The sequence below is a fragment of the Stieleria maiorica genome (assembly GCF_008035925.1).
Classification (GTDB): Bacteria; Planctomycetota; Planctomycetia; order Pirellulales; family Pirellulaceae; genus Stieleria; species Stieleria maiorica.
Map to the genome: position 1 here is coordinate 6,497,498 of NZ_CP036264.1, position 25,666 is coordinate 6,523,163.

The following is a 25,666-nucleotide window of genomic DNA, read 5'->3' on the forward strand; positions in this document are numbered from 1 at the left end:
CGGCGTCGCCGCACTCGCGCGAAACTCTTGGCGAGTTCCGCTACCCGAAAACCACGGTGCGTGGGATACTAGTGCGAGTGCTCGAACGCCGGCTCTTTCCCTTCGTAGGCTCGGTACAGATCAAAGATCGCTTTTTCGAGCACCTTGGCGGTTTCCGGATCCGCCGATTGCTTGCACTTCATCGCTGCGATGATGACCGCGTGGGCGGCGGTCAGTTTCTTGGTGTAACCTTCGCTGTCCGGTTTGATCCGCTGCGCCAGGAAGTACGCCGAAATCGTCTCTTGAATCTTCGTCGCATGTTCTTCTTTGGTCGTCACCCACCGTCCGGCCTGATTGATCGACTGGGCCGACATTTCGCCATCGGCAATCTCATTGATCTGCAATTGAGCCTTGGAGATCGTGTGCTCGTCTTCCAGCATCTGTTCGAATCGCAGTTGGTCTCCATAGATTCCGCAGGGAACCTGGCAGTGGGCCATCGCGATCGAGGCGGTGATCAGCAGCGCAAAGGTGGCAGTCAGAATTCGGGTCATGTCGTTCACTCTCATCAAGTCGTTTCTTCTAATTCATAGACACAGATCGTTCGCTCGCGTGACCGGTTCGCCGCTTGGGCTGGTGGCGCGAAGTCGAATTCGATCAGGCGCGATTATAGACCGCGACACGTATGCGGTGGCGGGGGGAATCTTTCCGGAGCCGGATTATCTGAGGCAATCGATCCCAAAACGCGTCGGGAGGGCGAATCGATCGTTGCAGGTTACAATGCACGTCGTAGCTGTACCGTCAATCTGCGCACGCGTCGGAGATCCGCCCCCACCGCCGAGCCTGTTGCGGAACGAGCTTTCGTGTGAACTTCATGCGTGAATCGCATGACACCCCCCCCAAACCGAATTGCCCCAGACCGACCGAATTGGCCACGCCGACTGAACGTTTTGAGCACGGAATCTTTCGCATTCATGCGGTCGCTCCCCCGACCGCCGTTGCCAACCCGAAGGCCAATACCGATGCGATCCTGGCTGCGGTCGCCAACTCCGATGCGGATCTGGTCGTGCTGCCGGAATTGGCGCTGACGGGCTATACATGCGGTGACCTGTTTGGCACTGATTCCTTGCTGGACGCGTCGCTGGAGGGGTTGCAGAAGGTCGTCCGAGCCAGTGATGGGCGTCGTGCCGTGGTGGTCGTCGGACTGCCCTTGGTGGTCGGCGACTCGTTGATGAACGTCGCCGCGGTGATCAACGACGGGGTGATCGCCGGTGTCGTGCCGAAATCGTTTTTGCCGACGTACCGCGAATTCTACGAGGGGCGACACTTCCGCCCCGCAGGACTGTCGGACCCCCAGGCGGTCGTCGTCGCGGGCCAGGAGGTTCCCTTTGGGACCGACCTGTTGTTCCAAATCGGTGAAGCCGTCATCGCGGTCGAAATCTGCGAGGACCTCTGGACCCCGATCCCGCCCAGCAGCAGCGCCTCGGTCGCCGGGGCCAACGTGCTGGTGAATCTTTCGGCCAGCAATGAAACGATCGGCAAGGCCGCGTGGCGCCGTGATCTGGTCAAATCACAGTCGGGCCGTTGCATCGCTGCTTATGCCTATGTCTCGTCGGGACCCGGCGAGTCGACGTCGGACCTGGTCTTCGGGGGCCACTGCCTGGTCGCCGAAAACGGATCCTTGATCGGTCAGTCGCGTCGGATCGGGGACGGCCGGTCACCCGAATGGGTCGCCGAGACGTCCGTCACTTGCGACATCGATCTACAGCGTTTGGCGCACGACCGCCGTGTCGTGGGGTCCTTTGACGATGTCGCCGAACACACCGAGATCGAATTCCGAACGATCCCGTTGGCCGAAGATAAACCGAATCGACCCGCACCAAAGAAGTTGCTGCGCTATGTCGATGCCCACCCCTTCGTACCGTCGGAAGAGGGCGAGCTGGCCGAACGGTGTGCCGAAATCTTTGCGATTCAATCGGCTGGTCTGATCAAGCGTCTCTCCTGTTTATCAAAGTCGACGCCACTGGCGATCGGCATTTCCGGCGGTTTGGACAGCACGCTGGCGTTGTTGGTCGCGCTCAAGGCGGTCGACGCAGCGGGCTGGCCACGAAAATCAATTCACGCCATCACCATGCCGGGGTTCGGGACGACCGATCACACCCGAACCAGCGCCGATCAATTGATCGAAGCGACCGGTGTGACCGGCGATTGCATCGATATCCGCCAGTTGTGCTTGGACACGTTTCGGTCGCTTGATCATCGGCCGCTGGGATTGGACATCGACGAGCCCACGTCGGTGGAATCGTTGCAGCGGCAACTGAACCAATTGCCCGATGACGCGTCCGATCTGACGTTCGAAAACGTCCAGGCGCGCGTCCGGACCATGTTGCTGATGAACCGCGGCTTCGTGCTCGGAACCGGCGACATGAGCGAGCAGGCGCTCGGCTGGGCCACGTACAATGCCGATCACATGTCGATGTACAACGTCAACACGTCGATCCCCAAGACGCTGGTCCGGTTTCTGGTACGTTACGCCGCCGATCACTATTTTGATGGCCAGCTCCGCGAGCTGTTGCATCGTGTCGCCGACACGCCGATTTCGCCGGAGTTGTTACCCCCGGCCAGCGACGGCACCATTCGCCAGAACACCGAAAGCTCCATCGGTGCGTACGAGTTGCACGATTTTTTCCTGTACCACTTCGTTCGCAACGGTTTCACCCGTCAAAAGATCCTCTATCTCGCGTCGCAGGCGACGTTCGACCAGCCGTACGATTCGGCGACCATCGCCGAAACACTGGACCAGTTCATCACGCGTTTCTTTCGCAACCAGTTCAAACGCAATTGTGTGCCCGATGGCCCCAAAGTCGGGTCGGTCAGCCTGTCGCCCCGCGGTGATTGGCGGATGCCCAGCGATGCCGATGGCGGAGCGTATTGAGCGGAATAACCGGAATTGCTGAACAGGCACGTGAATGGTTCGCGTTCCGGTTCTGCGGGTTACTCCGCTGACCCACGTTGGACCGAATCCAGCGTTTGTTCATTTGCGTCCGGTCAATCGCGTTGGTCGGTCGGTGAGAACCGATTCTGCACGGCAATCGATGCTTCGATTCTTGCTGGCCAGACCGCTTGGCCGAACCCAAAGAAGCAGCAATGTGCGATCCACGGACGGCTCCGCACTTCGGCAATCAAGCAAGGAAGCGTTAGATGTCAATCAGCAATCGACGCGGCAATTCGGTCGCAAAACTTGCCGCGGCCCTGTGTGTTCTTTCCACCGGGGCTTCATCGGCAGACGCAGCCGACGTGCCCCAACTGGTCAAGACCACCGTGCCGGTCCACGTCGATTCCTTGCCCGCGATGGCCGACCAAGGCGACGTCGTCCGCTCGGTGAAGCGGGCGGCGCTGATGCGGCACGTGGTTCAAACCCCTTCGCCGCTTGCCCGAGTTGCCGTGACCAGCGGCAGCGTGCACGGTCGGGCTGATCGTCAAGGTTTGCCCGATCAGGGTATGTCTGTGCCGGAGGGAACGGTCCAACAGACCGCCAGCGGCGAATCATCGCCGAGCCCGATTGCCCCAGCCCGTTCGGCGGCGGTGCCCCAGCGGACACACGCTCTGCGAACCGGACTTCAGGGCAACCCGCTCGTCGCCGACGCCCCGCCGCAACTGCGTCAATTCCACGTCCAGCCGCCGCAGTACGTGACGCCGACACGCGATTCGCGTTTTCCGAGCGATGGTTCGCTGGTGATCAGTCCTCCGGTTTCGGCCGGCCCGCCCGTTTCTGCTAACTCTCGCGCAACGCCGCCGCCGCCGGCGGATGATCTGGACGTGGCCCTGGATGCCCTGTCGGTCGAGACGAGTTCTGCGCCGGCGATGATTGGCACCGCGCGGGGACATGGTTTTGGTTCACTGGCCATCGATCAAATCGGCGCCCATCTCGATCAGTCCGCCTCGGCCGATGACACGATGAACTATCCGCCGCTCAGGCGTTTCGCCACCGACCTGGTGATGCCGCCGCCTTCGCAGTCTTTAAAGTTGCAACAGCCACATCCGTTGCACCCGCCGGGAACCGTCGGTGCGTTCCGAGAGCAACTCGGCGCGATCGACGCGAGCAAATTGAACGAAGCCCTCTTGCCGACGTTACCTTCTCCGACCGCCGCGAAGGATCAAGATCTGCCCCACCGGGATGCGATCGCCAGATCCCTGCAAGTGCTCGGGCAAGGGCCTGTGTCATCGCCAGACCGGCCCGCGGGCACGCCGGCAATGGAGGTCGCGATGCACAACACTCCGGGGAAACGAGCGGGGGCGAAACGAGCGGAGGCACAATCAGGCGGCGACGATCAAAACGCGCTCCGGGTCGACGAATGGATTGCCGCCAGCGCTGGTCATTCGAACCCATCCGATCCGGATCAGGACCCAGAGGATTCCAAGCCGTCGCTGACCGAAAAATTTGTCGGCTGGTCGAAGAGACTGACCTTCGGCCGCACGTCGTCGCAGGACAAACCCGTCTCGGCACGATTGCCTAGCGAGTCGTCGGGCATTCAGGCGACGCCCTCGCGCAAACGAACCGGCGGCATCCTCACCCAGTGGCTCAACCGATCTCGATAACCATTCGGGACTGTCTTCGGGTACGATGGCCCTTCCGGGCCGTCGTCTGCACGACTCCCCTCGGCGTCAGTCACACTCTCGATTGCGTTACGAGTTTGAGTTGATCGGCCCGTAGCGCTGTCCAACTAGACATCGCAAACCGCGAACGCTTCTTCGAGCGAGCGGATCGGGTCATCGCTGGTCGGGATGAATTCTTGGGCGACGTAGCCGGTGTAGCCGGTCGCTTTGATCGCACGCATGACGGCGGGGTAGTTGATCTCGTTTCGGCCGTCCAGCTCGCGTCGTCCCGGGTTGCCGGCGGTGTGGTAGTGGCCGATGATCGACTGGTACTTCTGCAAGTTCGCGATCAGGTCGCCGTTCATGATTTGAACGTGATAGATGTCAAACAGCAGTTTAAACTTTTCGCTGCCGACCGCGTTGACCAATTCGGCACACTGGTGAATGTCATCGCCCCAGTAACCGGGGTGTCCCTTCATCGGGTGCACCGACCCGTCGGGGTTCAGGTGGGCCTTGCTGTTAAGATGCTCCAGGACCAGTCCGATGCCTTTTTCTTCGGCATAGGGGATGACGCGTTTCCAGCAGTCCAGGCAATTCTTTCGCGCCGCGGCGTCGCTGATCCCCGCCTGTTGCATCCCGGTGAACGTGATCACGTTGGGCGCGCCGTATTTGACCGCCAGGTCGATTCCTTCGCGAAGTTTCTCTTCGACCAGGGGGTGATTGTTGGGGTCGAGCGGGCCGGTGGCGAAACCGTGACTGCCGACCAGCGAAATCTTCAGTCCCATTCCGGTGACTTGGTCGTACAGGTTCGAATTGATACCCTCCATCGCTTCCAGCCCGATGCGTTTGCACTCAGCGGCCAATTTCAACATGTCCATCGGGTTGAAGCACCAGCCCATGATGGATTGCCGAATCCGACCGCCACCGGCTGCCGTGTCGTCGCCCAGCAAGCGAGCCGGGGCGAGTGCCGCACCGGCGGCGGCGATCAAATTGGCGGCAACAAAATCACGACGTTTCACGGGTGGGACCTCTGGGGATTGGATGAACAAAAGGAAATCAGACCTCTCATGCTAACCGAATTCCAGCTCAAGATGGAAAACGCCGTCCTCGGGCTGCGCCCCGGCGAAGTCGTCAGTTTTGGTGACATCGCCGCCGCCGCAGGCCGCCCGGCGGCCGCGCGCGCCGCCGGCCGGATGCTTTCTCAATCGATGGATACCTTGCCCTGGTGGCGCGTCGTCTACAGCGACGGTCAACTGCCCCCGTGCAACCCCAGCGTCCAAGCCGAACGGCTGGCCGAAGAAGGTGTTCAATTGGCCGCCTTCCGCGTCGTCCGATCCCCACTGGGGCGTTTCAAGAAGTAAAAAAGGGGAAAGGTGTTTTCAAACAAATGAGGTGGCGAAGCGGAGGCCGGTGATCAATAGGACCAAGACGACGTACTGGACCTAAAAGTCCGATGCGTCCTATTGATCCCGTGCAGGATCGCTGCCACATCCGCGAAGGAACGGCAAAACAATGGGGGCAAAACGATTTCAGGCTGTGTCACGAGTTGCATTCATCGCGCCCACTCACTTTGACAGCGGCTTCGGATTCTCAACGAATGCCGCCGGTCGGCTGTTGGCAGCGATGTCTTTTGCAAAATCGGCTAAGCGTTTGTTGAGCTGTTTCACAACTTCGGGATGCGACTCGATCACGTTTTTCTGTTCGCCGATGTCGTCGTCAAGATTGTAGAGTTGCACCGGTCGACCTTTGTTGGTGTGGAGCTTCCACTTGCCTGACCGGATCGCTGCAAGCGTGGTGCCGCGATGATAGAAGAACGCTTCGTGTGGCGTTGGGGACTGACCGGAAAGTGTCGGCCAGATGTCTTTCCCGTCGATCACGCGATCCGTGGGGATCTCAGCTCCGGCCAGTTTTGCGAACGTCGGAAGCAGGTCCATCGCCGTCATCAATTCATTGTTGTTCTTGCCCGCCGGAATCCGTCCGGGCCAGCGGATCACGGTCGGTTCTCGCATCCCGCCTTCGAACGTCGTTCCCTTGTGACCTCGGAGCGGGCCGGGGCTGGCGTGAAGCGTGTTCTTCGGAGGGCCGTTGTCGGAGGTGAAAATGACGAGCGTCCTTTCGTCTAATCCATTCGCCTTGAGTGTGTCGAGAATGGTTCCGACCGACCAGTCGATTTCCGCGATGGCCTGTCGGAACAGTCTGTCACGGGTGCGATAGTCGATCGTGCCGTCTTCGTTTTTCAATTTTGAAACAACTTCATCCGCGACGCCTTCCATGAACGGCGGCGAGACATGCAGCGGGGCATGAGGGATCGGATGCGGGACATACATGAAAAATGGAACGTCTTTGTTCTGCCGGATGAACGATACCGCTCGTTCGGTGATGCGTTGGGTGAGAAAGTCTGCATCTGGATCCATCTCGATCACCGTTTCGTTGTCCAGCAACGGTAACGGTGGGAAGTTGTATTTGTCTTGCCGTGGATGGAACGGGTGAATGTCATGGCTGAACGGAAGTCCGAAGAATTCGTCGAATCCCTGACGCGTCGGAAGGAACTCCTGTTGATCTCCGAGGTGCCACTTGCCGAACATTCCCGTTTTGTAACCGGCCGACTTGAGAACCTCCGCGATCGTCACTTCCTCGGGATTCAATCCCTTGGTATCACCGGCCAGCAGCACTCCAAAGTTTGATCCTGTCGCCATGCCGACTCGCTTCGGATAGCAACCCGTTATCAGGCCTGCTCGAGAAGGAGTGCAGACCGGTGCGGCGACGTAAAAGCTGGTGAGCCGCGAACCTTCCTTCGCCATCTGGTCGATACGCGGTGTGCTGACGTGATCCGCTCCGTAGCAACTCAAATCACCGTAACCCTGGTCGTCGGTGAAGATGATCACGAAGTTTGGTTTCCGTGCATCGGGATTCGAGCCATCGGAGGGCACCACGATTCCATCCGGTAGTGTGACGCTAGGCGTCGACGACGGAGAGTCCCCGGCGGCGACTAGCGAGCCGGTTCCCAGGAAAGCGACCAGCATCGGCATGCAGTGCATCGGCATGCAGTGCATCGGCATGCAGTGCATCGGCATGCAGTGCATCGGCATGCAGTGCATCGGCATACAGAGCATCGGCATACAGAGCATCCGCGTGTAGTGGCTCAGCATACCGAAGCCTTGGAGGAAACGTGTTTTCATCGATCTGCCTTTGGCCGAGTAACTTGCCCTTCAATTGTCGCAACGTCATCATACTCGCCTCCGCAGCGCGATTGCCGAGGATAAAATACGACACGCGTTAACGATTTGCGACAGGCAAAACCCGTCGGTTTGGTTGGCGATCTTTCTCTGCCCTTTCACGAATTATTTCCGGTTTTCAGGAAAACAATGCGGTTTGGCAACGATAACGGTTGCGGCATTTCCGCCCTGACGGTCGACCCATTGCAAACTGATTCCTGAACGGGGAATTCCATGGCGAAGAAGAAAACGCCGAAGCCGCTCGACGACTCCAATTCAATCGCCGGGCCTAACTTCCGGATGAGCACGGAGAGCGAGAAAAGTGGGCGGGGAAAGGTCGTCCAGGCGATCAAAAATCTTTCGCCGAAGGGAGCCAGCTTTCCGAATCATCAATTGGTCTTCGCCAACGAACGCGATCTCGCGCGTTTTCACCAAATGCGGGTGGAAATGACCATCTCGAAATTCATGGCGGCCGTCGCGATGGCCTATGCCTTCGACACGGAGCACCCGCGACTGGTTGTCGGTGGTGCAAGTGATCAGTATTTGACCGGGAATTCCACCACGGTTCAAAAGAACGGCAAAACGTACCTTCGCGGCACACAGGCGGCCCACTTCGCCATCGGAACGCTTTGGCGCGGGTCTCAATCCATCGCCAGGGAGGCGGAAGCGAAAATTAAAGCTGCCCTCGAGAAGGATGGCTCCAGTGCGCGGGCATCCGATCTGATGCCCGCCAGTTCATCGCTCGTCAGGTTGATGCTCGCCTACGATGCGGCGACCTACTCGGCTCCCGCATTCATCAATCAGTCCGATGGCAAGCTGGAAGTGATCAAGCAGCATTTCATGCTGGGACTGATGCCATCGTCGGTGGCAACGAGTCCAACGGATCTGAATCGGGAATTGACCGTTCTGGGCAATCGCATGACGGAGTTCTTTCTGAAACGCAAAATCAATCTCGACCCCATCGAAAAACGGCTGGCAGCCATCGCCAATGGCTCGGCAAAAGGCTTTTTTCAGGATCCGAACGACCTCGCGCACAACCTCCCGTACCAGGGCGAAGAACCCGTTTACCTGGGCGTCAATCGAGACAAGCTCTCCGACACCAACAGCGATCTGGTCGCTGGAATTGTTTCGGTCGGATCCGACGTTCGCAGATCATCGGAGCAGTTCACGGAAATCGCCGTGGCCACCCGAGAAGAAATCGCTAAGTACGGCTAGCCGCCAGACCGGCCATTGGTTTTTTAGAGAACTCCACCAGTCTTTTCAGCGCGGCGGTGTCCGCCACCCGATGCGCGGAATCGGTTTGCGCCGGTGGATCGCATCATTCGATGCGTCAAAGGGGCCGTGATCGAAAGGACCAATAGGACATAGGAGACCTATAAGTCCCATGCGTCCTATTGCACGATCGTTACCTTTGTCGTCGAAGGAACGGCAAAACAATGAGGGCAAAATGATTTCAGGCTGTGATCGTCTTGCCCCTATCGTTTTGCCCATCGTTCGTTGCCTAATCGTGCAACACACACTGAAAACGAGGTCGACTCGGTTGCATCGATCGCCATCTCGAAACGTGTCGCATTGCACGCCGCGGTCAGATTCACCTACCGCAGGAACGGAATTCGCGTCGTGCTCGCGGTTGGTCCAACCGCGAGCAACTGAGAGCGGTGGTCCGCTCGCTTCCATGGGACAGTGCGATGCGCTGGTGAGTGCTCCCTGCCCACCGGCTTATCGGTTGCCACACTCAGCGAAGGAACTCTCACCGATTCTCCGCTGCAACATCGACTCGCGGTCTTTCTGCAGCAGGAGCTCGCACTCGGCACCGTTGGCGATGACGTGCTCGACTTGAGCATCCAGCTTCTCTGATTTGTTGAAGGATGCTCTCGGTTTTTGCGGTCATCTTGGAACGGTCACTCCTGCGTGCTGATTCGGCGGCGGAGGATTGACATGCACTGAGGCCGGCATCAATGCGGCTCGATTGACCACTTTGCCGACCGGTCAGCAGTCATCCAGGCCGGCAATTGTCGCAGTTTACGTGGCGGCTCAGACCGGCAGACACTTTCTCGTGCCGTCGCGGAAGAGTTCTGAGACAAAGACGCACGCTCGAAGTGTCACCTCTGCGCGGAGGTTGGTCCCATTGCACGATCGCAGTCACATCCTCGAAGGGGCGGCAAAACAATGGGGGCAAAACGATTTCAGACTGTGATCGTTTTGCCCCCATCATTTTGCCCAATCGTGCAACACGCGCTGAAAACCAACCGCCACGATTGCATCGACCGCCGCGGCGAAACGTGTCGCCTTGTATGCGGCGGTCAGATTCACCGCCTGCACGAACGCGATTCAACTTCGTGGGCCCCACGATGGCCCGTTTTTTCCACCATCGCCCTATTCGCGTGTTCGGTAGCCTCATTATTCGCGATTGCACAGGCCGGTTTCATCGACGGGTGTAGTGAATCAGCAAGCATGCTCGGCCGATCTTGGACAAGAAGCTAGGTCGCCAAAATCTGGTTCCGAGCTGACGACCTTGCCGCACGCCGCCGACGCAGTTGATATTCCCGGCCGTGAATTCATGCTTGATCTTAAACGGCGATTTCGATCGCCATCACGCACAGCGTGACCTACTGGAATGCAGGGCGAAGGCGAGTAGGATGGATTGGGTGATGCCGCTGAATAGAATGAGTCCCATGTTCGTCATTTCGAAGTACGGCGACCGGGAATACATGTCCTGCATCATTTCGATTTTCCCCATCAGCACAAACAATGGAATCAAGGTTTGGCCGCCGAACGCGAACGGTAGTGCCGCGTAGATCGCCCAGCGACGTTCTTTGGCGATGTGCCAAGCACTCGCGAAGAGTGGAAGCGAGAACACGACCAGCACGCGAAGCCCTTCATAACGGACTCGCCACAATGTTTCGCCTTCATAGGCTCGATCAGCGAGCACGAAGCACCAAAGTACCCATGCGGTGAGGATCAGCTGAACGACGATGATGCCCGCCGCAGCATCCATGATACGTTTGCGATGCCGAACCCATCGAGTGAATCGATCCCACAGCGAATCCCGTCGCGCGCGGATCGGTTCGGATCGCAAGAAGCGATCAAGATCTTCGGCGAGTGCGTTGGCAGTGGGGTATCGTCGATCAGGCTCCCTGGCCAAACATCGCAGGCAAATGGTTTGCAGGTCATTGGGAACACTCGTTTTCTTTGGCAAACGGATCGAATCGGCACCGCGAAGTTGGTCAAGGAGTTCCACGACATTGTCGGACTCAAATGGTCGAATCCCAAACTAGAGTTCGTGCAGGACGACCCCCAACGCATAGACGTCGCTCTGCGGTCCGATCGAATCGCGGTCGCACGCCGCTTGCTCGGGAGCCATATAGAGCGGCGTTCCAAGTAGCATGCTGAAATTGGTCTGCGAGAGTTCGCCTTCAAAGACGCGTGCAATGCTAAAGTCGGTCAACATCGGACGGAACTTCATCGGGTCCTGTTCCGATTCCATTGCCAAGGTGATATTTACCGGCTTGAGATCCAGGTGCGCGACTCCCTGGTCGTGGCAATACGCGATCGCGCGGGCAAGCGGTCGTACCAACTCCGCGCACCAGCGAGGATTGTGCGGGCCCGGGTGTTTTTCCAACCAAGCGGCAAAATCACCTCCGTCAAACCACTCCGACGCGATGAAGCACATCTGCCCCAGAACGCCAACTTCGTACACAGTGACCAGGTTCGGGTGGTTGAACTTCGCCGACAGCCGAGCCTCACGAAAGAAACGTTCGCGTTCCTCTTCGCTGGTCAATCGCTCGATCCGAGGAAACTTGAGCGCCACCGGCCGCTGCAACTCCATGTCTTGTGCCAGAAAGACGTTCCCCATTCCGCCACGGCCGACCAGCTTCCGGAGCTCGAAACGTCCGATCTGCCCAAGGGTTCCGACTACCGAATCGAGCGCGAGCGAGCCCGCAATGCCGATGGATTGAAGTGTTTTGGCCGTTTCACCAGGATCCGCGCCGACGGCGGACGCAAATCGGTCGAGAAAGTTTCCTCGGCTCCTATCCAGTTCCAGCAGACGAAACACCTCTGATTTCAAACCGTCATCGGCGCCGCATCGTTCGTCGAGCAACTGCTGACGCTGGGCAGGATCAGGAATCCGGCGTGCCTCGACAAAGAGGTCTCTGACCGAGAGGCGGTCGGGTGACTCGTCACTCAGTTTGCTCAGACACCGGTTTCATGCGACTCTGCCAATCGCGCATCAAACCAGCATCTTGCGAAAGCCCAGTTTTCGTAGGCGACGCTCCGCGAAACACCCAGCACCTTTGCAGCGTCGCTCACCGACAACCCCGCAAACATGCGGAGTTTGACGAGCCGCGCGACGCGGGGTTCCCGATCGTAAAGAACGCTGAGCAGCTCATCAAAATCCAAAAACTCGTCCAGGTCAATCTCGCTCTGGCGGAGCGGCGGATCGTAAAACGCGACACGTTTCCAGTTCCGGCCACGTTTGAACGTCTTCTTGGCTCGGGCATGATCCACCAGGATGCGTCGCATCGCCTCCACCGCAGCCGCGAAGAAGTGAGCATCCGAGTTCCATTCTGATCGATGCTCATGAAGTCTCAGGTATGCCTCATGGACAAGGGCCGTCGCTTGCAGCGAGTGCCCGAGGGCTTCTTTCGACATCTGCTGTTGTGCCAGCCTCCTGAGTTCCCGATACACTTCACGAACCGATTCTTGGTCGTCTTCGTCAAATGTCAGTTTGCACCACGACTCGGAATCGTGAATCATCGTTTCCGTCCCCAAAGTTCAGGCAAAAGTGGCTCGGGGATGTAAGTCGGATTGTAAATGATGCCGGAGCAGATTCCTTTTGCTTTTTGGCAAAAGACGCATGATTTTCATCGCAGCGGTGCTCGTGCCTGGTGCCACAGGCGCAACCGGACGACTGCTGACGAAGCGACTGCTTGACCAAGGCCTGAGGGTCAAAGCAATTATCCGATCCCTCGGGGGATTGCCTGACTCGCTCAGGCGACATGAGAACCTGTCCGTCATTCATGCCAGCATTCTTGATCTAAGCGATTCCGAAATGGCGGAGCACGCGGCAGGATGTGATGCGGTTGCTTCGTGCTTGGGCCACAATCTGACATTCAAATGCCGGTGATCTACAACAAGGAATCCTGAGCACAGAGTGCTGGATCTCCGCATTGGGTCGTAAGATGTGAGAATGCAATCCAGTTTGCACCGACGCCCCCACTATCTGCTAGCGGCCCTTGCAACAAGGGCCTCTTCAAGGCCCATAGTGAATTATTGATTGATCACCGTTCGAATCAGAGGTTGCATCGTCCGCCGCGCCGGAGGAGCCGGTGCAAGTCACATCGGTCGCGCCACCGAAGTATGGAAACAGGGCCGAAGGCGAGTACCGCTAAAACGTTCGAATGATGCCGCTCATCCCGACCGGATATAGACGATGCACCGACTTCGGTTTCAAGAAGAGGGATAAGCCAGAGTTGGCGAAGACTCTATTGAACCAAAACCCAGTCGATGAAGTCAGACTCGTGCGAGTTGAAGTCGACGATTTTATCAACAAGCGGCACGTTGATCAGCTTGACCTGTGAGCTGCTGCCGCCAAGTAACGAGGATTTCGACTGCACTTGCTTTGCCTTGTTGTCAGTCGCCGAGGCGAGCGTACCGTAATCGGCATCGACCTTTTTCTTGCGATAGTAGCGGACGAAGGTGTCATTGCCGGGGCCGCCCATAAGCACGTCAACTTGAGCATCTTCTCCTCCATCCAGGTAATCGCTCGCCGGACCGCCAAACAGCATGTCAGCCCCTTTTCCGCCGTATTGGACCGAGACGATGTGACTGGCACCTTCGTCGTAGAATTCGTCGATATCATCGAAGTAGCACAAATCGTCTCCGTCAAAGCCCAGGAACACGATGAAGTTGATTTCATGGACTTCAAAGTACTCGCGGATTTTGTCGGTCCCCGATCCATCGGGATCGGGGTATTTCAATTCGACTCTGACTTCATCCCCGGCCATTTTGATCTCGCATTCATCGGGGCCATTCGTCCCATTAACCGTTACCATCCCGGTCCCCGGTTCAAATTGGATGGTTTGGCCGCTGGCCAGGGTGCTGAAGGCGGTCAACAGAGCTGCGGTGGCGATCATTGATCGAAACATGACGATTTCCCGTGTGCGAAGTGATTCTTGCGGTTTGAGGTGGACTTGACCGAGCGAATGTTTTGTCTCGGCCACACCACACCAAGCGGGGAAATGCCGGGGTGTTACAGGAAAGTCTTAGAATTGAGCCGCGGGGCGCTAGCTGCGGTTTCTGCGGAAGGAACTGGGCCGATCGCCGGACCGCTGCAAATGCCGAAAATGGCGAAGCCATGGCAGATGATAGCCACGGACGCAAGTCCGTGGTGTCGTCCAAAGCCGTTCAGAATTGCGGAAGCCGTTGCATTCGACACTGGAGCCCCTCCAGCAAGGCCCGCCGTCGTGCATTAGAGTGTCGCGCAGTAGAGTTATGCGTACCGGATTGATTTGGCCCCTCGAGTGCCAGCAGCTGTTTAGCCAGTTTTGCTGTCTTGCTGCCGCCTTTCAGTTGCTGCAATGGTTGTCGGGCTTCTTCCGGCAGTTGCCCGTCGACTTCCATCAACGCCGCGAGCTGCACGGTCAGCAGGTGGTGCCCGTCCCGAGGCACGTCGTTCCAGGAGGCGATGACAGCGCTGAGGACCTCGGATACGACCATCGCCGCCCAGGACGATACTCGAACAACTTCAGTCAATGATTCCGCCAGGCGATTGAGCTTCAGCCAAGGATGTTGGAGCAAGTCGACGAGGGTAGGCGATAGCTCATCCGGGTGAGCTCGTCCGTCGAGGATGCCTTCGGTCAACGCGTCCGTCGCGACAGCTCGCACATCCACATCTTTTGCGAACAAACCTAGCCACAGAGCGGTCAAGGCGGTTTCCGACCACGCGCATTCAGACCACAGCAGCGGCCGCAGAGCTGGTGCAGATGGCTCCCAGCTTGATGCGTTGTTGTCCATACGGATGAGCATCAACACCATGGCGATTGCAAGGTTTCCGTCTGTGTTGGAGGGCCAGTGCATCGCCTGCCATTGCTCGGCCCAATCAGGCAGGTGACCATCGAACCAACGACGGAACGAACCGACTCGCGACGCCATCACGACGGTGGGGAACTCGGATTTCGCACCGTCGCCGCTTGGTTCGATGGAAACGAGTGGCCCTTCGCCTGCGTGTGCTAGGTGAATTCCGGTCATCGCCATCAAGCCGGCTCCCGCCTGACGAAGTCGATCGCCGATGGACGTGCCGCCGCCTTCGTTCTGCTTCTTTGCGAGTTCTTTCTGGTGCTGCCGAGCGTTGTATTCGATCGCCGACGGAGAATTTGCGAGCCACACTTTGATCTCAGCCGGAACCAGTCCCCACGCCGTGTCGGGAATCTTCAGTGCGGACAGCTCAGGCAAGTTTCCTCGCGGATTGCGTGATCGACCGGCAACCAGCCAGAAACTCGGATCGTCATCCGATTGAACGTCTGCATCTTCGCCACTCAAATAGGCCAGCAACCGCTGATAAGCGTCGGGGAGTTCAATCAACGCTTCGCTTTTAAAAGCGGAATTTGGTGGCAGCCTCAGCAAACCTAACCGCAAATCAGCTGGACAGACTTCCTGCTCAGCATCGATATACTGCTTCAACCGTGAAACAAACTCTTGGGGATCAATCCAGCCGTGCTCATGAGTCGGCAGTGACAATAACGGTAGTGATGGGCGAGTTTGCAGGAAGCTTCGTCGAAGTTCGCCGGCCCGTAGGTCAAGCGACTTGGCAATGTTCGGCGGATCAAAGGTCACCCAACTTAGGAACTTCGGCAGCCGAGCAGGCGGCGTCTGCAAATTTTTTCGCATCCAGTCGAAGATGAGTCCGTACGTGGACGGGAAAAACAGGGTGTCCTGAAACGGTGGGATGCGATTGTCGTTTGACTCGAATCGGGCCAGAATCGGAGCCACTCGTTCCGTGAAGCCGTCGGGGTAGTCAGCCCCGAATCTGCTGATCCCGTCGAGCACGCGTTCCAGTTGCATCGGTGACTGGATGCTTCCGATTATTTCGCTGACCGCGTCGATCAGATCATGAACGGACTCCAGCGGCTGGACCGTGTCCAGACGACCGAGGTCGACCGGGAGTGCATTGATGTCCGCTCGAGGAAGAAGTGCGCCGGCGGTCGCGGCCGTCAGCGATTCATCCAGCGCCAGTGCACGCCGTATGCTTGGCGGACACCCTTCGATCTCACGGAATATCTCAGTGGCAACCTCAACGGTGTCGATCTGGTCTGAGCGATCGGCGTCGTCGACTTCGACGCCCGCCGCCGCCAGCAGTGCTTCGATACGCGACCGCACGGCGGGAAACACGTCGTTGAGCGATTGCTGCAAAGCTTCGGTGGGGACAAATGTCTTCGACCATCCTTCCAGCAGTTTGACAGCAGCTTCCTGCACGTCCACTTCTTCGTGACGCAGCGCCTCGGCAGCGGCGTGGCATCCGCATTCCACGCGTTTCGTGTTTTTTCCAACCAGCGACTTCAGCAGAACCAAAGCCGACTTCGGCTGCGTCTTTGTCGCGATCGGAAACACGCGGGGCAGTTCACGCATGACGGCGTCCGCGTCGAATCCATCCGCCGCGGTTTTGGCCTTCAGCATTTTTAGTGCGAAGGTCACGACAGCCGGCGAATCATTTGAGATCAGCTTACGAAATTCGGCCTGGTGTTTGACGAATTCCTCGTCCGTCAATGCGAGCGCTTCGAGCAACTTGCCCAACGTCGCCCGTTCGGCGTTGGTGAAGTCTCGCCAGTAGGCCGCAAGCGCCTCTTCGATGACGCGCCCGCGATCCACGCGACCGTGATGCACGTTGTGCCACAACCATTCCGCGCCCGTCGACCACCGTTGGATTTCTGCCGGATCGGTGGGCTGTCGGAGCTTGCCGTTGGAGTTTAGAAACCCGGTGCTATGGCGGAACTGAAGCCAGATGTATTCGGCAAGTTCTGGCCGTTCCGCTAGATCGGACCCGCGCAGAACGAAGTGCATGAATCGCGCGAACCCTTCGGTATCCGGAGCCGCACACAGGCCGTTATCCAGCAGTCGTTTGACGCTGGGCCACATCAGGCTCCAGCTCCAGTCGCCCGCTTCCAGTTGCCGCTCCAGCCATTGTTGAGCCCAGTCCGGTCGGCGATCCAGCAAAATCGTGATTGCCGCTGTCTCGTGTTCGGTCGGTTCCGTTGCAGACCATGTTTCTGACAACGCTCGAGCGTTGGTCAGTGGGATCATGTTTGCCGACTTCGGAGCCACCGCCAGCAATCCCAAATGCGCCGCCGCCAACTCAAGGTTTTTCCGTTCCAGGCGGCTTTGCCCTCGCCGGATCATTTCGACCATCGAAACACCACTCAGCGTGGTTGCTTCGCGTTCTTGTTTTCGCAACGCCTTTGCGTGTTCCTGCGCCGTATTCGACAGTTTCCGACGATCGGTGTCTGTGAAGTCAGCGACCGCTTTCGCGAAAACCTTCGGCGACACGCTGTGCAGCCGCTGCAGAAAACCTTCAGGTGTCCGTATTTCTTGGGCCAACGTCATTCGGTCGCCTCGCAATCCGTCGTGACACTGTCAACGGACGCCTGATCGCTATCTTTTACGATCCGTGCCGCCAAAATGTGCTTGCAGGGTCCGCGCTGGCCCTGATATCGGTTGAACCACTGGCATGTGCAGCGGTCTCCGTCGGGTCGCAAGCGGACGAAGTGTTCGACGTTGGTGCCGGCAACCTGGAAGTTCGGACCGTCAGGTGTTTCTTCGAAAAGTTTCACGCCGTCGGCATCGATTAACTTGAGAGCGGCCACGAGACGCGGTTGTTGCTTCTCCACTTTGTCCATGTCGAACGGGAGGACTCGGTGAAAATATTTGTTACTCGATACGTCGAAGCCCACCAGCCCGCGGGTACCCAGCACGGCCAGGGCCGCTTCGATTTGGGCTTCGCCAACCCGGCTGCTGCGGCTGATGTCGGCGATGTCGATATGCGACTGCCAGTTGAGGGAATCGGTCACGGCAGGCATCGCGGTTTGCCATTGGCCGGTGGCAAGGCGAGACAGCATCTGGCCTTCTCCGCTGAAGCCACGATTCAGTTCCGGACTCACCAGCGTGAACATGCTGCCGATGTCGAACTGCAATTCCCATCCGCTGGTGTGGGCGTCGCTGTCGTACCAGATGTTGAGCTGCTTTGTGTACGGAATCAGCGGTTCGAGCACGCGGACCCGATCGGCTCCTTCCAGTTGCACCGAGCCTCGTTGAGGTCGCGACGCCAACCTCATCGTGCGGCCGGTTCGAGTGATATGAACGGGCCGTTTTGCGTTGCTGCCTTTCGGGAAGCTGCGGAATAGTGTGCGAGCGTCGTTCTGCGTGAGTTCAAAATGAGGCGTCATCCGCGGCTGATACGCTTGGACTTCGCAAAAGCCTTTGATCCACCGAACGGGCAGCTTCACTTTGCGTTCGACAACTTTGTCGTCGTCCGTTCGCAGCGTGACACCTTCGCCACCAACCTGCAGTTGAGCGTCGTCGTTATCAGACAACCGCCGCAGAGCCGTTCGCATGGCGTCATTAAAATCGACGTTCGTTGTGCCTTTGCCGCGGAGATCCGTATCAAATGCTTCCGGTGCCAAGTCGACCCGAGCATAGACACCGCAGCAGCTACTAAAGCCTTCGAACCGCAGCATGCCTCCGCCGCTGGTCACAACCGGATCGAGCATCATCGGGTCGAGGGGCTGATAGAAGCGGGTGCGAACGATCGACGACAAAACCGTCAGGCACTTCCCGACGAGAGCCGGTTGCCTTAGCGAGCCGTCGAAGAACAAGTCATCCGAGGTCCCGTCAAGGCTCGTGGCGAGTCTCATCGCCGGAGCGGATGCCGACTCAAGCACAGCGGATTCGAACGGGTAGCGATAGGAATAACTGAGGGCGGTTGCGGCCATGGTTCTTTCCTCGCCGGGCAGGCATCTTCGTCGCCATATCTGTTACAAAGCTACATCATAGGCTATGAACCGCATCGACGAATGGCAGGTTCACTTGTCGGTCAGCTGATGGCGACCCGCGGTTCGGTCTACGTCGACGAAGAATCGAGCAGTCTTTTTGGCACCCTTCGGTTTGGCGCCGCCACATCGCTCAACGGCGCTCCCTGGCAACACTTTGGGTCGGCCATCATTTGTCGTTTTGACGTTGAGACCATTGTTTCGTTGAAACGCGGGGCAGCGGACACCGGCGATGAACTCAACGCCGGCAAACTGATTCACGATTGGGAGTTGATCATTCTTGACTTAGCAGCAGAAGCGGCCGAAACCGCACCTCGAAAACCCGCCGGCCTAAACGGATTTAGGACGGACCAGCCATGAACCTCTTCGGATCTGTGCAGGCGGGTCGAAACTTTCGACTTGCGATGGCTGGTCGCCAAGGGCAATCCGCCTGTCCTAAGGAGAGTAAATCGTCGGCCACCGAAGCATCGGGACAGAGCACCCGGAATTGCGTCGGCGGAACGGACCGAAGCGGATTTTCGTGACTGCCCAGAGCGTTCGGTTTGTCTATTCGTCAGGCTGACATCAACGACGTGGTCTTCTGCCCCGGTCGCATGGCAAGCACCGGTCAGAAAAGCCCTGACGTGCGAAGCACGATTCGCATCAACCGCGACGCCGGGCCATTTGCCTCGTACGAGGACGCTGCTTGGACGATCATCGACGCCGCGACAGACATCTACGATCGACAGCTTATTATCGCTGCGACGAAAGTTTGATCAATCTAGTTCAAATCACTCTCATCGTTTCTGCTTCAAAGGACAACCACCTCTTTGGCCTGTGCCCAAGTGTGATCTCAGCGAATGCGATGTGAGATTGCCTAGCAATCGACGAAGAGATTCCAGTCTCGTATGCTCGCGACCGTATCTCCATTGCTCGAATGGGAACGTGGACCAATTTGGATAACTCGCGTTCCGGCTCGAACCGCCGCTACGATCCCGGCTTGGGAATCCTCGAACGCGACACACTCCGATGGCTGCACACCACATCGCTTCATTGCCAGTTGAAGACCCTCTGGGTCAGGTTTGCTGCGCATCGTATCGTCAGCGGTGATCAGCAAGCGAGGTCGCGGTAAGCCAGCCGCGTCGAGGCGTGCCGTCGCCAGTCGCTCGGTACACGAGGTCACAATCGCCCACCGAGTCGGCTCAAGCTGATGAAGCAAACGTGCCGCCCCCGCAATCTCGACCACATCCGCCGTATCGGCAATCTGATGCTCGACCAACCTTCGGTCTTCCGCCTGAGCATCAAGGTCAGGCCGCAGTTCGGAGACGACGGCATGGCCTTGACGACCTTCGGAGATCGCAAAGATTGCCGATTCCGCAACCTGATGTCGAGCGGCAAAATCCCTCCACGCGCGACGAACGCTTCTGGATGAATCAACGAGAGTTCCATCCAAATCGAATAGCAAGAGCGATGCCTGCTTGATCAACGCTGAAAACTGTTCCGGACTCATTTGGCTTCTCCTGTCAATTCATTGCAGTATCGCAATCTGCTTCCGCCTGCATTTGCAGGCAATTTCAACGTACCGCTCCTTGTTGCAATCATGCTCGCTATCGCGAGTGATGCGACTGGAACGACCAAAGCCAGTCGTAACGAGCTTGCGTCCGCGATCACGCCGATGATTGGTGGGCCAAACAAGAATCCCGCGTAGCCGATCGTGGTGACTCTTGCGAGTATCCGGCCAAACTGTTTGCTGTCCGAACCACACGCGCGAAATGTCGACGGGATCACGTTCGCCAGTCCGGCTCCTGCTACTAAGGCAGGAACGCAAGCCAGAGTAGCATCGGTTGTCAGCAGCACGGCAGCCAGCGAGACACTGGAAACCAAGCAGCCGAAAACGATAGTGCGCCGATCTCCGATGTGCGTTGAAATCAGATCCCCCGCAAATCGACAAGCCGACATGCCAATAGCGAACGACGCGTAAACAAATCCCGCGCGGCCCGAGGTATGCTCGCCGGTTTGAAACAGTTTGACCAGCCAGTCCACCATCGCTCCTTCCGCGACCAAGCAACAAAACGCGATCGAGCCCAGCACGGGCACGATGTTTAGCGGACGCGAATTGGATTGGCTGGTCTGTGGACTTTCGCTGTAGGCTTCACAATCGGGTGCGTCGAACCGCGTGGGACGAGACGACGCAGCATCGTTGGTTCTCGATGCGAAAACGATCACGAAGAGAAATGCAACGATGGCGGACGAAAAGAATAACGCCGAATTCGCTTCAAGCTCAGTCGAGATGAGGCCAAAGCTTGCCGCCCCAAGTGCTGCTCCAAGACTGAAGCAACCATGAAGTTTCGACATGAACCTTGTGCCAGTCACTTTCTCCGCTTCGATCGCACCGGCGTTCATGGCAACGTCCATCGTCCCGTGGAACCCACCAAAGACGAACGCCGACAATGCCAACGACAGCTTGTCAGAGATGCCGAACACGGTTGCGAACATGAGTGAGAAACCGACTGCCGAAAGAACGCACAGCCGATTGGTCCCAATCCAGTCGATCGCGGCAGGTGTAAAAAGCATTGCCATCATCCCACCAACTGCGAACGACAGCAGGACGACGGCTAGCGAGGTTTCGTCCAGCCCTGCGTTGCGTGCGACGATCGGAATAGCGGCAGCCCATCCGCCAATGATCAGCCCGTTGGCCACGAAGTAGCCGATTGGACGCAACACCTTGCGATATATTGCAGTTTTTTCAATGGAAGCTGAATTCTATCGCTTGAAAATGCGGCAACAAGCTGTATCTTGCAATAATATGCAATTTATGGAGGATTTCGCGTGCTGGCATCCGAACGCCGAGAAAAAATCGCCCTCTGGATCGACGAGCATGGCGGGGCCAGCCTTGACGAGCTGAGCGACCGCTTCGACGTATCAACAGACACCATCCGACGAGACCTCAGCGAATTGCACAGCAACGGTTGCGTGCGACAAGTTCGTGGTGGTGCGCTGCGATTGTCCGAAGACCCGTATCCGTACGAGCGGCGGGCGATTCGGGACATTGATGAGAAACGGAAAATCGCCAATGCTGGTGCAGAGCATGTTCCGGAAGGTGTTGTCTTATTTCTTGATCACGGTTCGACCGCGTATTGTTTTGCCGAAGCGATTTCAAGCCGTAGTGACCTGACCGTGTTGACGGGCAACCTTCCCGCCGCTGTTCGCCTCGGTGAGGGCGGAAAGGTATCGACCATCGTTCCCGGTGGCCAAGTCGATGGGGTGATGCAGGGATTGGTCGGCGGCGCGACTTGCCAAGAACTTAGCCGCACCCATTTTGACCTTGCAATCCTTGTGCCTCGCGGACTGTCCTCGACCGGGCAACTGACAACCGCCGCGCGGGAAGATGCCGAGATCAAGCGACTCGTTCGACAGCGTGCCGACCGCATTATCCTTTTGGTCGCAGAAGAGAAACTGGGAGTTCAGGGCACGTTCGAGTTTGCCGAACTCGAAGCTGGCGACACCATAATCACCACCGCAAAAGAATCGCACAGTATCATCGGAAGTCTGCATCAACGCTTACCTGAGATCGAAATAGTCATGGTAAATTCTTAGTTTGAGACAATCTCAGAATTGGGCTAGTCGATCAGGACGCTCCCCGAATGGGACTCGAACCGAGTAAACCAAGTCAGTGTCTACAAATCGCTCAACGCGCAGAGGTGTATCCACCGCCCGCACGAATGAAGTTCACCTCAGTGAGCCCCAAGTTGGCTCGTTTGACTCGACAATCGCCCCATTCGCATATTTAGTACCTTGCTAGACGACTTTGATCTATTCGGCGATGTAGGTGGATCCAACAACTCCATTGGCTGTGGAGGGCTAATGATCATGTTCGCCATCGCTGCGTTACTGTTCGCCATCGTGATGGCTTGGATGTCGTGAGAGCGTTTTCGTCTTGCTGAGGTTGCATGGACCGAGGCGGATTTGAGTCGGCCGGAAGTCGGGGCGGTCATTCAGGTTTCGCCGGAGGAGGGCGTCCCGATTTGGATGCTCCGGTTTCATCGACCGGTGCAGCGAATTGGCAAGCTCGCTTTGCCGATCTTGGGCAAGCAGCCAAGTCATTAAGATTCTGTTTCCGAGAGGATTCTCTCCGGCGTGGAGGTGACGGGCACTGGTCATTCGGAACTCTGACGCAACGGTCGACGCTAAAGCGACAAGTGTGGATGATCCTCCGCTGGAGTCCAGCACATTTCATTGCCAAGTTCGCTTCGGTCTGCATGGTCTTCGCGTCTAATCGGAGTTGCTACGCCGCGGCGGTCAGATTCACCGCCTACACGAATGCGAATCAACGTGGTGGGTCCCGCACGGGCCAGTTTGATTCGACCATCTGTCTATTCGCATATTCAGTGGCGTCCTCAATCGAAATCGCTCTTGCCGGTTTTCGATGCTCCGGCGTCGGCCACCGGAGCTGCGTCGGTGTTCGGCACCAAAGGCAATTCGCCAGTCTTCCAGTAGCTCTCGGCTTGTCCAACTTCTGCGACTTAGGACAGGGCGCAACTAACAGCGGTTTCGCCTTCAGCGGGTTGATGTTGATGACACAGGACGGCTCGCCCTGAGCAAGCAAGTTGTCGGCTAATACGTTGGCTACCTTTCGGTCTTTAGTGGAATAGTCCAGGGCAAGTGAATCTATCCCCGTACCGGTTACTGCCACTAGAGCGTTAATTCGCAACATTTTTTGGTGATTGCCGATCGGATCTGGGCCAAAACACAAAACACAGCTGCGAGGCCGCGTTGAATCGTGAGCACGCGGCGAATTCAGCATTCAGGCACGGTAACAGTACCTATCCGCTTGCCGTGTGGAGCACGAAGGCACTTTCCTCGCTTGGCGTGCAAGCCTTGAATCGAGTACGGCATTCAACAAGAATGGGCGGGGAGCGACTTGAGATTTGCACGGCAATCGATTTAAGTCGGGAATTGTGCCAGCGTGTCTTCTGACTTATGGGGGCGTATTGTGAAGGTGTTGCAGGAGGAATACGTATTTGTCGCAGTCACGGTAAGTAGCTTGCTGACCGGCTTATCCGCAGCTGCCATCGCATGGAATGAACTCTTTTTAGCGGCACCTCAAGCACCCGAATTGATGCTCGTAATCTCCGTGTTTCTCGCATTCGGTGTGGCTATAAGCATTTGGCGGAAGAAGATTAAGCGAAGTGGCACCGGCGGAACAAGAGTACTAGAACACCTCCCTCTACGAGTTCGGCTGCTAGCGTTGAGTTTCGCCATGGGCTGGAGCGTTGCCGCTTGTTCCATTTGGTACGTCGCCCTTCGTACACCGGCCGATATTCGAGAGCAAGTCAAGATCCATGTAGATCTTGGTGATGTTCACCACGAGTTGGGGCGTAGCCGTTTGGCCCTCGAACAGTACAGAGTCGCACAGAGCATTCATCCGCGAAATAGACAAGTGCTTTCCAGGATTCAGCGAATTCAAACTCAATTGGGAGAATAGGTCATGCGAATGAGAAGTGTGCTTTTAGCTTGCGGGTTACTCAATTTACTGACCTGCGTATCTCCCTTACTGGCGCAGAACCACAAGCCGCTATCATTTGACGAATTTGTAGAAACTTACAACAAATTCGCTGCGATTGAACCCTTGGACGAAGCGAGACGAAAAGTGTTCATCAACGAAGTGATTCATCGGCTTGGCATAGGATTTGCGCCGACAAAATCAGTTCTGATGGCGCTTGATGCGAAGGGAGTTAACGACAAGACGATACTCAAGAGTCTGGCGATCGAATTGCGTCGGTCGGGTCCGCTTGGAATTTACGTTGTAGCTGCCGACAAAGTTCAATTTGCGAACCAAATCTGTCTCTGTATTGACCACCACAAGAAGACGAACGCCGTGTACAAGGCGCTGTTCCCTGGAGGGTCTGACCGCCCGCCGTACGCGATCACGCCTGCTCAATGGGACACTAAGCCCGGCTACGCCTTCTGTCTTCATGTGCAACAAACCACCAATGGCAACGGCGACATCGGGTGGGCTGGTCAAATTCGTTTTAGGCCGAAACAGAGTAAGTCCTCCGTCAGGCTAGATGATAAAATGGTCAGCAATGATCCCGACATGATTGCAAAATGGTACCTAAAATACATCCTTGATGCGTGCAAACAGTAACGCAAGTTCGACAAAACCGGGGAAGCTGCAGTTGGTCTGCCACAAATCTCCGATGTGCGTACGGAGGGCGTGTCCTTAGTCTCAAAGTGACCCGCGGAGCTTTTTCTGCCACACACCGATGCGAGTTGCGAGAATCTACAAGATGCTGAAGTTGCATCGACCGACAGTTCGAAGATCGCCGCCGAAATCGCACCGGTTTCGGCAGAACTGGGATACCTACGCGCTGAATCGGTCATCCGCGAAAGTGCTCCGGTTTCATCGGCCGGAGCAGCGTCGTGGCAAGTGCGATGCGCTGATCTTGGGCAGAGGGGCAATTTACAAGGTTCTTCTCCGAGGCGACCCGGCTCTAGCCTGTCAGTTGACGACATCGCTCATCCGGGCACAGGCAGGCTGTAATACGCGGGAGCAATAGGGGAAGACTCCTTTCCATTGTCGCCGAATCGGAATTCTTGCCCAAGTCGCGTCGGTGTTTTCGCCGCTGCGACTTGTGAATCGCCCTCCAGCGCGGCGGTCAGATTCACCGCTGCGCCGAAGCAAGTGATTGATGATGCGTCGTCGGGTCCGGTAAACTTAGGTGTTAGGTGAAATTAAAATTGCTGAACAGTTGGTCGGCGATTGTCTATCTGTGCGTCACTACGACAGTTTATGTTGCGGCAAACACTTACAATCTGGCGTGAATCAAGTCGGCTTGCGAGCGTCTCAGCGCTGTT

Annotated in this window: 21 protein-coding genes; 10 read left to right on the plus strand and 11 right to left on the minus strand. The window is 57.3% G+C overall.

Annotated features, from left to right (window positions below; genetic code table 11):
• Window positions 1–68: 68 nt before the first annotated feature.
• Entirely contained in the window at window positions 69–530 is a 462-nt protein-coding gene (locus Mal15_RS22050) for a superoxide dismutase [Ni] (RefSeq protein ID WP_147869747.1), read from the minus strand.
• Window positions 531–850: 320 nt separating this feature from the next.
• Here Mal15_RS22050 and Mal15_RS22055 point away from each other — a divergent pair, with 320 nt between their 5' ends.
• Together Mal15_RS22055 and Mal15_RS22060 are read left to right on the plus strand one after the other, a co-directional pair.
• Window positions 851–2,911, plus strand: a complete 2,061-nt coding sequence (locus tag Mal15_RS22055) for an NAD(+) synthase (protein ID WP_147869748.1) — start codon at window positions 851–853, stop codon at window positions 2,909–2,911.
• A 266-nt stretch (window positions 2,912–3,177) separates the two neighbouring features.
• Window positions 3,178–4,575, plus strand: a complete 1,398-nt coding sequence (locus Mal15_RS22060) for a hypothetical protein (protein ID WP_147869749.1) — start codon at window positions 3,178–3,180, stop codon at window positions 4,573–4,575.
• 125 nt (window positions 4,576–4,700) lie between these two features.
• Here Mal15_RS22060 and Mal15_RS22065 read toward each other — a convergent pair whose 3' ends face one another.
• Window positions 4,701–5,591 carry a TIM barrel protein gene (locus Mal15_RS22065; protein WP_233902956.1) on the minus strand — a complete coding sequence of 297 codons (891 nt, stop codon included), beginning with the start codon at window positions 5,589–5,591 and terminating at the stop codon, window positions 4,701–4,703.
• Window positions 5,592–5,639: 48 nt separating this feature from the next.
• Between Mal15_RS22065 and Mal15_RS22070 the strand changes: the two genes are divergently transcribed.
• On the plus strand, window positions 5,640–5,933 hold the full coding sequence (locus Mal15_RS22070) for an MGMT family protein (protein WP_147869750.1): 294 nt from the start codon (window positions 5,640–5,642) through the stop codon (window positions 5,931–5,933).
• Window positions 5,934–6,137: 204 nt separating this feature from the next.
• Here the strand turns inward: Mal15_RS22070 and Mal15_RS22075 are convergent, their stop codons facing one another.
• Complete coding sequence (locus tag Mal15_RS22075) at window positions 6,138–7,751, minus strand: sulfatase family protein (protein ID WP_233902957.1); 1,614 nt, start codon at window positions 7,749–7,751, stop codon at window positions 6,138–6,140.
• A 270-nt stretch (window positions 7,752–8,021) separates the two neighbouring features.
• Here Mal15_RS22075 and Mal15_RS22080 point away from each other — a divergent pair, with 270 nt between their 5' ends.
• The gene (locus Mal15_RS22080; RefSeq protein WP_147869752.1) at window positions 8,022–9,002 is read left to right on the plus strand and encodes a hypothetical protein; all 981 of its coding nucleotides are present in this window, start codon (window positions 8,022–8,024) and stop codon (window positions 9,000–9,002) included.
• Window positions 9,003–10,380: 1,378 nt separating this feature from the next.
• Here Mal15_RS22080 and Mal15_RS22085 read toward each other — a convergent pair.
• From Mal15_RS22085 to Mal15_RS22095, 3 genes are all read right to left on the minus strand, one after another.
• The gene (locus tag Mal15_RS22085) at window positions 10,381–11,028 is read right to left on the minus strand and encodes a serine/threonine-protein kinase (protein ID WP_147869753.1); all 648 of its coding nucleotides are present in this window, start codon (window positions 11,026–11,028) and stop codon (window positions 10,381–10,383) included.
• A gap of 33 nt (window positions 11,029–11,061) precedes the next feature.
• Window positions 11,062–11,889 (minus strand): serine/threonine-protein kinase, encoded by an 828-nt coding sequence (locus tag Mal15_RS22090; RefSeq protein WP_147869754.1) that lies wholly within the window; start codon window positions 11,887–11,889, stop codon window positions 11,062–11,064.
• A 92-nt stretch (window positions 11,890–11,981) separates the two neighbouring features.
• Window positions 11,982–12,545, minus strand: a complete 564-nt coding sequence (locus Mal15_RS22095; protein ID WP_147869755.1) for an ECF-type sigma factor — start codon at window positions 12,543–12,545, stop codon at window positions 11,982–11,984.
• Between the two features lie 100 nt (window positions 12,546–12,645).
• Between Mal15_RS22095 and Mal15_RS35175 the strand changes: the two genes are divergently transcribed.
• A complete protein-coding gene (locus Mal15_RS35175) occupies window positions 12,646–12,915 on the plus strand; it encodes an NAD(P)H-binding protein (protein ID WP_147872339.1) in 270 nt (89 codons plus the stop codon).
• 358 nt (window positions 12,916–13,273) lie between these two features.
• On the opposite strand, the gene Mal15_RS22105 is transcribed toward Mal15_RS35175, so the two are convergent.
• The 3 genes from Mal15_RS22105 to Mal15_RS34195 all read right to left on the minus strand — a co-directional run bounded on the left by Mal15_RS22105 (window position 13,274) and on the right by Mal15_RS34195 (window position 18,052).
• A complete protein-coding gene (locus Mal15_RS22105) occupies window positions 13,274–13,936 on the minus strand; it encodes a hypothetical protein (RefSeq protein WP_147869756.1) in 663 nt (220 codons plus the stop codon).
• A 259-nt stretch (window positions 13,937–14,195) separates the two neighbouring features.
• Window positions 14,196–17,387 carry a DUF6493 family protein gene (locus Mal15_RS22110; protein WP_147869757.1) on the minus strand — a complete coding sequence of 1,064 codons (3,192 nt, stop codon included), beginning with the start codon at window positions 17,385–17,387 and terminating at the stop codon, window positions 14,196–14,198.
• Entirely contained in the window at window positions 17,384–18,052 is a 669-nt protein-coding gene (locus Mal15_RS34195; protein ID WP_167546984.1) for an SWIM zinc finger family protein, read from the minus strand. The genes Mal15_RS22110 and Mal15_RS34195 overlap by 4 nt, the downstream gene beginning before the upstream one ends.
• Window positions 18,053–18,241: 189 nt before the next feature.
• Between Mal15_RS34195 and Mal15_RS34200 the strand changes: the two genes are divergently transcribed.
• Both Mal15_RS34200 and Mal15_RS22120 read left to right on the plus strand, forming a co-directional pair.
• Window positions 18,242–18,637 (plus strand): hypothetical protein, encoded by a 396-nt coding sequence (locus Mal15_RS34200; protein ID WP_167546985.1) that lies wholly within the window; start codon window positions 18,242–18,244, stop codon window positions 18,635–18,637.
• 216 nt (window positions 18,638–18,853) lie between these two features.
• Complete coding sequence (locus Mal15_RS22120) at window positions 18,854–19,189, plus strand: hypothetical protein (protein ID WP_147869759.1); 336 nt, start codon at window positions 18,854–18,856, stop codon at window positions 19,187–19,189.
• Window positions 19,190–19,685: 496 nt separating this feature from the next.
• On the opposite strand, the gene Mal15_RS35180 is transcribed toward Mal15_RS22120, so the two are convergent.
• Both Mal15_RS35180 and Mal15_RS22130 read right to left on the minus strand, forming a co-directional pair.
• Complete coding sequence (locus Mal15_RS35180; RefSeq protein ID WP_147869760.1) at window positions 19,686–20,318, minus strand: HAD-IA family hydrolase; 633 nt, start codon at window positions 20,316–20,318, stop codon at window positions 19,686–19,688.
• Entirely contained in the window at window positions 20,315–21,532 is a 1,218-nt protein-coding gene (locus tag Mal15_RS22130; RefSeq protein WP_167546986.1) for an MFS transporter, read from the minus strand. Before Mal15_RS22130 ends, Mal15_RS35180 begins: the two co-directional genes overlap by 4 nt.
• 105 nt (window positions 21,533–21,637) lie before the next feature.
• Between Mal15_RS22130 and Mal15_RS22135 the strand changes: the two genes are divergently transcribed.
• The 3 genes from Mal15_RS22135 (at window position 21,638) to Mal15_RS22145 (ending at window position 24,956) form a co-directional block, all read left to right on the plus strand.
• Window positions 21,638–22,405, plus strand: a complete 768-nt coding sequence (locus tag Mal15_RS22135; RefSeq protein WP_147869762.1) for a DeoR/GlpR family DNA-binding transcription regulator — start codon at window positions 21,638–21,640, stop codon at window positions 22,403–22,405.
• Window positions 22,406–23,774: 1,369 nt separating this feature from the next.
• Entirely contained in the window at window positions 23,775–24,293 is a 519-nt protein-coding gene (locus Mal15_RS22140; protein ID WP_147869763.1) for a hypothetical protein, read from the plus strand.
• Window positions 24,294–24,296: 3 nt separating this feature from the next.
• Window positions 24,297–24,956: a hypothetical protein gene (locus Mal15_RS22145; RefSeq protein ID WP_233902958.1), complete on the plus strand. Its 660-nt coding sequence runs from the start codon at window positions 24,297–24,299 to the stop codon at window positions 24,954–24,956.
• Window positions 24,957–25,666: the final 710 nt, after the last annotated feature.

What these genes read in the sequence shown, in the direction of transcription:
- Mal15_RS22050 (WP_147869747.1), bottom strand. Translation starts at nt 530, where the DNA reads ATGACCCGAATTCTGACTGCCACCTTTGCGCTGCTGATCACCGCCTCG.
- Mal15_RS22055 (WP_147869748.1), top strand. Translation starts at nt 851, where the DNA reads ATGCGTGAATCGCATGACACCCCCCCCAAACCGAATTGCCCCAGACCG.
- Mal15_RS22060 (WP_147869749.1), top strand. Translation starts at nt 3,178, where the DNA reads ATGTCAATCAGCAATCGACGCGGCAATTCGGTCGCAAAACTTGCCGCG.
- Mal15_RS22070 (WP_147869750.1), top strand. Translation starts at nt 5,640, where the DNA reads ATGCTAACCGAATTCCAGCTCAAGATGGAAAACGCCGTCCTCGGGCTG.
- Mal15_RS22075 (WP_233902957.1), bottom strand. Translation starts at nt 7,751, where the DNA reads ATGAAAACACGTTTCCTCCAAGGCTTCGGTATGCTGAGCCACTACACG.
- Mal15_RS22080 (WP_147869752.1), top strand. Translation starts at nt 8,022, where the DNA reads ATGGCGAAGAAGAAAACGCCGAAGCCGCTCGACGACTCCAATTCAATC.
- Mal15_RS22095 (WP_147869755.1), bottom strand. Translation starts at nt 12,545, where the DNA reads ATGATTCACGATTCCGAGTCGTGGTGCAAACTGACATTTGACGAAGAC.
- Mal15_RS35175 (WP_147872339.1), top strand. Translation starts at nt 12,646, where the DNA reads ATGATTTTCATCGCAGCGGTGCTCGTGCCTGGTGCCACAGGCGCAACC.
- Mal15_RS22105 (WP_147869756.1), bottom strand. Translation starts at nt 13,936, where the DNA reads ATGTTTCGATCAATGATCGCCACCGCAGCTCTGTTGACCGCCTTCAGC.
- Mal15_RS22110 (WP_147869757.1), bottom strand. Translation starts at nt 17,387, where the DNA reads ATGACGTTGGCCCAAGAAATACGGACACCTGAAGGTTTTCTGCAGCGG.
- Mal15_RS22120 (WP_147869759.1), top strand. Translation starts at nt 18,854, where the DNA reads ATGGCAGGTTCACTTGTCGGTCAGCTGATGGCGACCCGCGGTTCGGTC.
- Mal15_RS35180 (WP_147869760.1), bottom strand. Translation starts at nt 20,318, where the DNA reads ATGAGTCCGGAACAGTTTTCAGCGTTGATCAAGCAGGCATCGCTCTTG.
- Mal15_RS22145 (WP_233902958.1), top strand. Translation starts at nt 24,297, where the DNA reads ATGCGAATGAGAAGTGTGCTTTTAGCTTGCGGGTTACTCAATTTACTG.